Annotated in this window: 13 protein-coding genes and 1 pseudogene; all 14 read right to left on the reverse strand. The window is 37.6% G+C overall.

What is annotated here, in order from left to right:
• Position 1 precedes the first annotated feature (1 nt).
• Positions 2 to 190 (reverse strand): hypothetical protein, encoded by a 189-nt coding sequence (locus EV203_RS12680; protein WP_132040844.1) that lies wholly within the window; start codon positions 188 to 190, stop codon positions 2 to 4.
• Entirely contained in the window at positions 187 to 1,224 is a 1,038-nt protein-coding gene (locus EV203_RS12685; RefSeq protein ID WP_019907139.1) for a ParM/StbA family protein, read from the reverse strand. The genes EV203_RS12680 and EV203_RS12685 overlap by 4 nt, the downstream gene beginning before the upstream one ends.
• Entirely contained in the window at positions 1,217 to 1,888 is a 672-nt protein-coding gene (locus tag EV203_RS12690; RefSeq protein WP_019907138.1) for an HD-GYP domain-containing protein, read from the reverse strand. The genes EV203_RS12685 and EV203_RS12690 overlap by 8 nt, the downstream gene beginning before the upstream one ends.
• Positions 1,864 to 2,301: a prepilin peptidase gene (locus EV203_RS12695; RefSeq protein ID WP_243700707.1), complete on the reverse strand. Its 438-nt coding sequence runs from the start codon at positions 2,299 to 2,301 to the stop codon at positions 1,864 to 1,866. The genes EV203_RS12690 and EV203_RS12695 overlap by 25 nt, the downstream gene beginning before the upstream one ends.
• A gap of 50 nt (positions 2,302 to 2,351) precedes the next feature.
• Positions 2,352 to 3,764: a phosphodiester glycosidase family protein gene (locus EV203_RS12700; protein ID WP_132040846.1), complete on the reverse strand. Its 1,413-nt coding sequence runs from the start codon at positions 3,762 to 3,764 to the stop codon at positions 2,352 to 2,354.
• Between the two features lie 68 nt (positions 3,765 to 3,832).
• Positions 3,833 to 4,471, reverse strand: a complete 639-nt coding sequence (gene cpaB, locus EV203_RS12705) for a Flp pilus assembly protein CpaB (RefSeq protein WP_132040847.1) — start codon at positions 4,469 to 4,471, stop codon at positions 3,833 to 3,835.
• Between the two features lie 3 nt (positions 4,472 to 4,474).
• A complete protein-coding gene (locus EV203_RS12710; protein ID WP_019907134.1) occupies positions 4,475 to 4,981 on the reverse strand; it encodes a hypothetical protein in 507 nt (168 codons plus the stop codon).
• Complete coding sequence (locus tag EV203_RS12715; protein WP_132040848.1) at positions 4,971 to 5,444, reverse strand: hypothetical protein; 474 nt, start codon at positions 5,442 to 5,444, stop codon at positions 4,971 to 4,973. Before EV203_RS12715 ends, EV203_RS12710 begins: the two co-directional genes overlap by 11 nt.
• Positions 5,434 to 5,631: a flagellin gene (locus tag EV203_RS12720; protein WP_132040849.1), complete on the reverse strand. Its 198-nt coding sequence runs from the start codon at positions 5,629 to 5,631 to the stop codon at positions 5,434 to 5,436. The genes EV203_RS12715 and EV203_RS12720 overlap by 11 nt, the downstream gene beginning before the upstream one ends.
• A gap of 13 nt (positions 5,632 to 5,644) precedes the next feature.
• The gene (locus EV203_RS12725; protein ID WP_019907131.1) at positions 5,645 to 6,412 is read right to left on the reverse strand and encodes a type II secretion system F family protein; all 768 of its coding nucleotides are present in this window, start codon (positions 6,410 to 6,412) and stop codon (positions 5,645 to 5,647) included.
• A gap of 66 nt (positions 6,413 to 6,478) precedes the next feature.
• Complete coding sequence (locus tag EV203_RS12730; protein WP_132040850.1) at positions 6,479 to 7,372, reverse strand: type II secretion system F family protein; 894 nt, start codon at positions 7,370 to 7,372, stop codon at positions 6,479 to 6,481.
• Positions 7,369 to 8,514, reverse strand: coding sequence for a TadA family conjugal transfer-associated ATPase (locus EV203_RS12735; protein ID WP_132040851.1), 1,146 nt, complete (start codon positions 8,512 to 8,514; stop codon positions 7,369 to 7,371). Before EV203_RS12735 ends, EV203_RS12730 begins: the two co-directional genes overlap by 4 nt.
• Positions 8,501 to 9,238 carry a CpaE/TadZ family protein gene (locus tag EV203_RS12740; protein ID WP_243700708.1) on the reverse strand — a complete coding sequence of 246 codons (738 nt, stop codon included), beginning with the start codon at positions 9,236 to 9,238 and terminating at the stop codon, positions 8,501 to 8,503. The genes EV203_RS12735 and EV203_RS12740 overlap by 14 nt, the downstream gene beginning before the upstream one ends.
• Before the next feature lie 33 nt (positions 9,239 to 9,271).
• Positions 9,272 to 9,759: pseudogene (locus tag EV203_RS12745) on the reverse strand (helix-turn-helix domain-containing protein); the annotation flags it as partial.

The raw sequence follows: 9,759 nt of genomic DNA on the forward strand, positions 1-9,759 counted from the left end.
ATCATATTTTTGCTCCTCCTTTGTCATCATCTATGATTTTAATAACTTTCTCATCTTTATTTTCGCATACTCGTATGATGTACTTTATTTCTCTCCTTGTGAGGTACTTCTTTTCTCCCGTGTAGTAGTCAACCATCTGCTTCATTAATTCCCATGCACCTTTGTAATCCAGATCCCTCTCTTTTGTCATTCCCTATCCCTCTCTTTTTTCTCTTCCAGCTCTGCTACTTTTAGAAATCCTTTTGCATTGGCAAATTGAGAATTCTTAACCAGTACTGTGTTTTCATACAGGTTCTTTAAGCTGTCAAATAGGCTTACTGCTCCACCTCCCGCTAGGAAAATTGTGTTGAAGAAGTCAAGCTTGCTTCCCCACACAGCCTTTATTCTGTCTTGTATTACACGTGATATCTCAAGCTTTACCTCATTTAACTCTTTTTCAAAGTTTAAAATTTTTCCTCTGTAGAATATGCTTCCTTCATTCACAAGCTGGATGAGCTCGGGTATATCAAGCTTAGATCCTGTACGCTGGGTAAATAGCTTATCGGCAGCATTGCTTAACTGAGACATGCCTATGTCTAAAGTACCCGAAAGGTCTTCCCTCAGTGACAGCTTCCCATCAACAACAAAAACTATATAGTCTGTTGTTCTGTAGCCTATGTCAATAAGCCCTATGTAGCTTCCCTTTATTAGGTACTTCTGCAGGTCATCCATTATAGCATAGTATACCGCTCCTGCGGCTTGAGGAAAAACTGTTACTCTGTCAAACTTGACTATTTTTAAGATGTTGTAGCCTTTAAACTCCACCATTGCTTTAAAATTTTTGAGCATTTCTTTAAGCTCATCTTTTTGATGGATGTACTGCTCTAAAGGAAGGCCTGACACAATGTGTACAGGCTCATCATTTGATGGGAATAAAAGAGCTGAAGCGCTGGCAAGGACAGCTTTTGTGTTGGGATGATTTATTTTATTTTCGTCAAAGGCATAGGATACATTCCTTCCTTCTCTTCTTGCTAGGTCACCAATGAAATATTCTTCCTGCTCTTCTTTCCCGTTTCTTAAAACCACATGCATGTTTTCAATGAGGTTATTTAGATTCTGCCCAAACAGCCCTATTAGATTTCTCTGATACGCATTCCCAACCAGTGAGGGGAAAAGGACGGTTTTGCCTGCTTCATTTACCCCTTTCACATATCCATATCCCAAGTCAAGCCCTATTTTAAACATTAGCCATCTCCTCCTCATGTATAATTTCAATCATTGTCCTTGCAACCATAGGGTCAAATTGACTTCCTGAGTTTCTAAGTAACTCTTCGATTATAAACTTTTTTTCAACAGCTGCCTTATAATGTCTTCCTGACATCATAGCATCGGTAGCATCACATGCTGCTAAAACTCTTGCTAAGAAAGGTATTCCATTCCCTTTCAATCCATAAGGATAACCTATCCCGTCGTATCTCTCATGATGAGTTTCAACAATAGTTACAATTTCCTCAGGAAAATTTCTTTCTCTGAGCCACTCCGCACCCTTGAGAGGGTGAAATTCCATTATTCGCCTTTCAAAGGGTAATAAGGGGCCGTTTTTTGAAAGAATGTTGAAAGGTATTAGGAGTTTTCCTATGTCGTGCAACAGTGCAGATTGAATTAAAATTCTTCTTTCGCCTTCATCAAGAGAAAGAGCTTCTGATACTTTTTTACATAACTCAGCAGTTCTTGTTTGGTGATCTAAAACATACTTCTGATAAAACTCTGCATTTTCTTCTCTAATGAGCGTAATAATGTTTCTGTTGTTTATACATTTTCTGCACACACCGCATTTCCCGTCACAGTAGCCGCCTGCAAGCTCTACTTTGTGATATTCATCATTTAATACCAGAAGTGCAAATTCCACAAAAACACCTCCAGAGAAAAATAGAATAGGTATGACACAAACACATATGGTACAAGAGGCACAGAATACTTTACCCCTTTTCCTTTAATTAGCCCGTAAATTAAAGTACCTGCAAGAAGCACAAACATAGGGAGTGCTAATACAGAGAAATCTTTACCCATAAAAAAAGCTAAAGCAGTTAAAAGCTTAATATCTCCTCCTCCAATACTTCCTTCAAATATAATTGAGGGGATGAGAAGAACCATAAAAACTATTACTGCCATCAAAAAGCTTTCCTTAAAATCTTTACAGGTAAATAAAGAATAAATAAAAAGGGTAAGTACCGCAAAATCTGGTACCTCCCTTTTTTTAAGGTCTAGATAGCTTAAATAAAAAAGAAGCACTGCAACTGGAATATACTTTATTTCCTCCACCTCCTCAATAAAATAAAGGCCTTGCACATTTTTGTGCAGGGCCTAAAATCTTATTTGTAAAATATCAAGGCATTACTCAAGTTTCTACCGGGTGTTATAAGATACTTTCCTTTAAAGTACAACCCAGAAGAAGCTCCGCCGTCAAGATTCATAGCGTTGTAAGCGCCCAATTGCTTCATAATCTGCGCTAACTGATACACAGTAGCATTCGGTACAGTTACAAGGAGAATGTCCCCTTGAGGAGTTACTCCTATTGCACTTCTAGCAAAGGATAGGCTTAAAATCTTGGCTTCAGTAAAACCCTCACTAACAGGATCAACATTTATCTCACCATTTCTAACAAGAGTAGGACCTGCTCCTACTGCCTCAACCACATCAGACCAATCTACTTTGTTTCCGTCTGCATCTGTATAAACAATTCTATATTCTACTGTTTTTCCAACTTCAAACACTCTTGCCAGATACTCTTCGCTGCCACTAAGGTTTATGACATATCCGTTAGCAGGAATATTAACATCTTGGTTTCCCTTGATGTCTTTAACAACACCATTTTCCACTACAACATTTATTCCATAACTAAATCCCAAGTGAGTTCCCCATTCAGGTGTAAATATGTACACGCCATTTCCATTAGGTGTATGATTAAATCCATAAGCATACCAGTTATTTGGCCATGAGTAAGACCCATTTGTACCGCCTTCTATTTTTATCCTTAATTTTTCCATCTTAACTCTTCCATCTGCAGTAAATCCAAACACAGTCCCTATATTACCTACATGAACCACTTTTCCTGACTTAATAATTGTATTCCACGGGTCAGGATGACCGCTATAGGCACTAAAAAATGTTCCATTAATTGCTGCAGTAGCATTGTAGGACTTAGCCATATCGTATAAGCTCTGAGTAGTTCCTATTTGATTATTAGCCAGAACAACTGCAGGTTTATAAGGTGAATTGTAGGGTATCTTTACACCTGTTACTGAAATTCCATTAATTTTTGTGCTGAAACTCTGTATTTCAGCATCGTAATCTACTGCCCTCACATATATAGCTGAATCATTGAAAGGAATTATAGCTGTTTGAGTAGCATTTTCCCACTTTACTTTATTTCCACCTATTAGCTCGGCTAAAAATCGAAGTGGCAAAAAAGTAGAGTCATTTTTAATTATTGCCGGTACAGGCATTTCTACGCTTTTCCCATTTACAACTGCTTTTGTGCTGTTAATTTGAAGAACAATTTTAACGTCATCCTTTGTAATTTCAACAGTTTGAGTGTCACCAAACCATTTAACCTCAGCTCCCATGCTCTGAAATATGCCTCTTGCAGGCACCATCATATAGGTGTTGTTCTGATAAGTGTACAAGAACCCCTTGTAATACGAATCAGCATAGGAAGGGGAGGAAAAAACAAAATAAAATAGTAAAAAATTTAGTAAAACTGCTAATGCCGCTCTTTTCGTCATTTTATTGCCTCGCTTTCTTTGGTTTTTCTAATTATATTTTCGGTTAACTTCTTCTTTTTGTAAACTCCTTAATATCCTACTAAAAACAAGCTTCCTTTAGCTTCATATTCCTTTATGGTAACTGCCTGCTCAGGTGTAACAATCAAAGTCACTGCTGCAGGAAGTAAAGATTCTTTATCATACTGATTGCTCTTATCAACCTCTCTAACATCTTCGCCTGATTTATTTACAACATCATATATTTGAACCTTCTCAGCTATTACTTTAGGAGCACCATCCTTAGCTTCATCCTTGGGTACCCATCCAATATCGACCATATCACCCGGCTTGATTTTCCCTGCCAGAGATGATGTCAAATTTACACCTATTGTTACCCTTCTCATACCCTCCTTCAAGACAGGTACTTCCTCATGTGAAACCATACTTTTTAGCACATATAACCCCGCAGCAATATCTACTTTTGCATAACCAGTTACTTTCTCATTTGCCAAATACATTTCTTTTACATAAGCTGATTGAGGTATAACTTTTATCCCTAACTTTGTATCTACTTTTTCTCCTGCTTTAATATCAGAAGCTGCAACAATTACTTGAATTTTTTTATCACTTTCTGCCATGCTTTTGAAATATTGATACTGAAAAAATGATAAGCCTCCTGCAAGAATTAAACTTAACGCTATAAGTATCGCTTTTTTCTTTACAAACATCTATCATTCCTCCTGTAAATTATAGAAATTATCAACATCACGGTGTATAACAATCTCAACATATTTTCCAAACAAACCTGTCAAAGCCGGCCTTTTAGCCTTAAAACTTATAACAACATGAATAGATGTGTTTTTTATAAACGTTCCTCTAGGACAAAATGTCGGGTAGCTGCCGGGGTTGTAAACTATAAACTCGTCAACATGCACCGGCCCTGCTGCAACACTTCCCGGCAGGGGGTTCATATTCTCATCAAGCTTCATGTTTTTCCTGAGGTATTCATAAAAAGTATCTCTTGCAGCATTAGGGTCAAGGACATATTCCCCATAGGCTATATCTACTGGATTTGTGCTTTTTAGTGCTGCTAGGGCTGCTGCAACAACAGCATCATCAGCACTGTTTTTAATGGTATACAAGAACCTACTTTCTATCAGGAACATACTGAATGTCATAAAAGGAATAAGAAAAAGCAGTGCAAGAAATATAGAGCTTATGCCTCTTCTATCTCTCATACTTTTTACTGACAGATGAAATAGGCCCATAAACCATCTGAGTATTTTCATCAACTCTTTTTATACCTCCAAGCGTAATAGTGTACCTCCTCATAACAGTATCCATCGCTATCCTTATTTTCACTTCTTCCCCGTAAGGAACAGGGTAAGGGGTGTAATCAATATGCACCTTATTAAGGTCTATCCCTTTTGACTGAAGAAAAGCCTCAAGACTGTAAAGCCCATCAGAAGTTAAGCCTCCCTCAATCTCCATCCTTAAAACTGCCTGTCTCGCTGCCTGACGCAGCGTATCGTATCTCACCAAATCTGTCAGCATATTAACTGTGTTGGCAATTGGGAGTATAAGAAAAGGAAGCACAAGCACAAAAGCTATTACTTCTGCAGTCCCCTTTTTCCAGAAATTTTTCATAAGTGCGGCAGGAAGACCAAACAGTCCTCCTGCCTTCACCTCCTTACTGCCCATTTAATACCTGCTCCATCTGTGTATTAAGGTTTGAGATTCCTCTGCTTGTAGTCTGCCCGGTATTTTTGATAGGATTTGCAACAACAAGAATTACGAATAGGATTATCAAAGCTACAGCAACAATTTCACTGAATCCTTTAGAATTCCCTAAAGCTTTTTTGATTGACTCTTTAATCTTTTTGAACATCAAATCTACCTCCTTAAAAAATTAATCTTAATCCGCCTTGAATGTTTGTAAAATAGGAGTAAATATAAAGCGTCACAATAGAAGCCATTAAAAAGAAAACAGCTGCAAGGACTTTATACTCCATAGATTTATCCTGACGTGCTATTTTGGATGCTGCAGTGTTAAAAAGTGAAGTAGAAAGAGTAGATAAAATCTCTAAAGTTCTTCCTGTCCTTTCTCCCTGCAGTAATGCCATTGCTAACACATTAGCTTCAGGCAAATTCACTTCATTTACAAACCTTTTTAAAGCCACCTCCTTTTCTCTGGTCATGATATATTCTGCAGCAAGCTTCGTTAATGCATTTCTCACCTCCTTTGCTTGGGCTGACTGAGCAGTAATTAAGAATATATCCTCAAGCGGCACATCAGCCGCTGCTCCTAGCTCAAATAAGTCCACTATTTCAGGCATTTCTTTTTTGAACTTTTCCTGCCTGTCTTTTTTTACAGAAGAAATGTATATGTCAAGGCCAAAAAATCCAAGCAGAACTAGTAAAACGGCCTGAATTCCGCTCATTCCTGTTAAATAAGCGTAAGCAATTGAAAATAAAAAAAGCCCTGCACGAGCAAGGATGTACGTCTCAGCAGTAAGCCCGAGGGGATTTCCTGCTGCTTTGAGCTTATCGTTTATCTTTTGCAGTACATCTTTTTTTACTGCTTTACCTACAATTTTTGAAATCTCGTCAGCAGGTCTTATGCGGTAAATTCTTTTTTTAAGCGAGTAAATCTCATATTCCTTTATCACACTGTATATCAAAAAAGCTAGTATTGGTATGAGAAAAACGCTGTAAATAATCTTAATCCCTCCTTTTTACGCAGAAGAGTTAATATTTTTAATCATGTAAAGCCCAAATACGATTGACACCGCATTTGAAATGGCTATAGCCTGGCCTGTTATGGTGTTTTTCACAATGTACACAATGTCCGGATCAGCAGAAATGTTCATCATCAGAAGAAGATTTATCACTATCATGATGAGTATAACCATGCTTCCCACTGAAGCGTTAGCTGCTTTAATAGACTCAAGTGAAAAAAGTTTTTCACCCTGTTCTCTTAGCTTCATAAGCGCCTTATTAAAATTTCCCCCGTATTTTGCATTCATCTTAGCAAAATTTATAAACTTCCTGAACTCTCTGCTTCCTGCTTCAGCAGCCATATTTTCAAGGCATTCATCAACACTCATTTGAGTCTTTTCATACAAAAACACGTTTCTCTTAATGATTGACCTCAAAGGTTCAGAAATATAAGGTGCTGTTGATTTTAAGGCATTGATAATATTTCCTTCAATGTTGTAAAAGCCTATAAATGTTGTCAAAAAAGACAAATACGCTTCTTTAATTTTTTTAGCATTTACAGTTGACATAAACATCATAGCAGCATAAGGTACATACACAACTGAAGAAGCATAAAACAAAGCTGCAAAACCTAGCCTCCGAAAAGGATAAATGACTGCTACAAAAAGCAGTACGCTGACAATCATCATGTTTTTTGCGTCAAGAAAAGGTAATTTACTTTTAACACCTGACCTTGCTAAAAGCACGTCTATACTTCTTAAAAGTCTAGACCCTTTTTCTGATAAAACCCCTGTCTTTTTAAACTGCCATTTGGATAAGCGCTTTTTAAACTTTAGGCGCTCAACGCCTAATGCTGCAGCATATATAACTAAAGCCAGAAGAGCAGACTCTAAAAAAGTTAAATAAATCAACTAACACCTCCTCCCCTCAAATCCAATATTTCTTTAACTTTGTAGTCCTCCATAAAAACAATCAAATCCAATGATGCAAAGAGCATTTCCCTTAAATCATCCACCGGCACATCAGTACCAGAGCGCTTCATGAGTAGAATTAACCTGTTTACAACTTCTTCTGCGGAGTTTGCATGAACTGTTGCCATACTTCCACGGTGGCCCGTATACACGGCATTGAAAAAGTCCATCGCCTCTCTATCTTTTATCTCACCTATGAAAATGCGGTCTAAGCTCATAAGGAGTCCTATCTTTGTAAGTTCAAACAAAGTATAATCTTTTACTTCAGGATTATCAGAAATTCTTACAAGCTTGCAAATAATATCAGGGTGTTTCGGCTTAATTTCAAACGTATCCTGAATTAAAAGTCCTCTTTCTTCATGAGGAACTACATCAATTAAAGCACCTAAAAGAGTAGTCTTCCCACTTCCACCCTTACCTGCTATGACAATGGTTTTTCTGTCTAACACTGCCTTTTTAAAAAATTCTTTCTGCTCATCAGAAAGCATTCCTTTTGCAACAAGCTCATCCAGCGTAAAGCTTGTTGTAGGCTTTCTGATTGAAATAGAAGGGGAGAGCACATTAATTGGCTTAAGCGATATGACAATTCTTAGATTCCTTTTTTTATCAGTGAGCACAGCTTCAGCATTGGAGTTTTCATCCAGTTTTCCTCCGCACATCGCAGCTATTCTGTAGCAGTATCTTGTCAGCTTTTCTTCACTGCCAAAGTCCACAGGGACACGAAATTTTCTCCCGAACTTTTTGATATAGACAGTATCGGGAGAATTGACGAGTATATCTGACACTTCCGGATCTTCAATGTATGGTTGCAATGGCCCATACCCAAAAAGCACATCAAATACCTTTTGTATAAATTCCTCAACACTGCCTTTGTACAGCTTTTTATCAATCACCAGCTCTCTTATTTTGTTCTCTAATAGTATCCGTGACTGTGTCCCACTTTCCACTCCTGCAACAAGGTCTGAATGCTCTTCAACGATTTTAGTAACAATCTCATCAACAGCCGTATTTACAGTAGAGTCTATCTCTTTTCTGCTCTGATAATTAACTTCCTCTGGCACAAAAGGATTAATTAACGCCAAAGCTTTTCGCCTCCTCAGCTCTTTTAATGCCAATTACTTTCTCTATGTCTTTTTTAAGCAAAAACTCTGCTATCTTGGTTACATCTTTGAGTATATTCTTCTGGCCATACCTCACACTGAAGGTTTCAATTTCAAGGATTTTTTCAGCAGTAGAAGTGTCTACTTCTTCTTTGCTGACAGCGTTTAATATTGCCTTAAATTTTTCTTTTTCAACACCCCATCTATTTGAGACAAAATTAATCATTTGTGCTGTATCCTCAATGCTCCAGATAGTAGGTGCTGCAACAGCAAAAATCACATCGCTGTTTTTCAGTGCAGTGTAGGTAGAAGAGAAGAATACCCCTGCGCTTGTATCAACAACAACATGCTCAAATTCATTTTTCACCACTTCAAGCACGGCAAAGAAGTGCTTTTCTTCAAACTTTGCAAAGTCGTTCATCCCAAAACCTGATAAAATCCATATACCCTGTTTTTTTTGTAAATGCTCCTTAACTGCTTCTGTTGCATTATGTCCATTCTCTATTGCCTCATATATATTTGATTTATCGCTAAGTTCAATCCCAAAATATTTGTGAACATGTGGTGTAACTTCCTTAAAATCAGCTAAAACTATATCTTTTTTGTACTTTTTTAAAGCCAAAGTAAATGCAGCAGCTAATGTTGTTTTTCCGGTACTTCCTCCTGCACTCCAGAAAGATATTATCCTGTTGTTCAATACTATCACCTCCAACTTTGTACTATATTGCGCCTCTCCTTCTCATGAAGAGTCGTCAAATAAAGTCTCTTTATCCATTTCCAAAAGCTCTTTATTTGAGAAAAACTCCTTTCTGCTGTGCTCAAGAAGCCTTTTCTCAAGTTCTTCTACGTCGTAAGTCCTCTGGGTATAGCTGTTGAAGTAGTTTCTAGGAGGAGTGAATTCTTTCTTCAATTTTTGTTCCTGCTCAAAAGGCTGTGTGTCCCAGTTTTCTCTGAGGGCAGAAATGACAAAACCCTCTGGATTATCAATTTTCCCTCGTAGCATTGCTTTCTCTAAATAAGCTACAGCGTTCATTACCTTTTCTGCAGGATATACCTCTAGAAGGGCAGCAAAAAAGGAGAGTTTATCTCTCCCTGTGATTTTTTTGTACTGTTCATTTATTTCAACAACAACCCCAGCCGAAGGCTGGGAATTTGTTCCGCCGTTAGGCGGGTTGTTGTATATATATTTTTCTGTTTTATATTTTTCTGTTTTATTATTATTCTGTT

Origin of the sequence: Caldanaerobacter subterraneus (assembly GCF_004345675.1) — a bacterium.
Taxonomy (GTDB): Bacteria; Bacillota; Thermoanaerobacteria; order Thermoanaerobacterales; family Thermoanaerobacteraceae; genus Thermoanaerobacter; species Thermoanaerobacter subterraneus.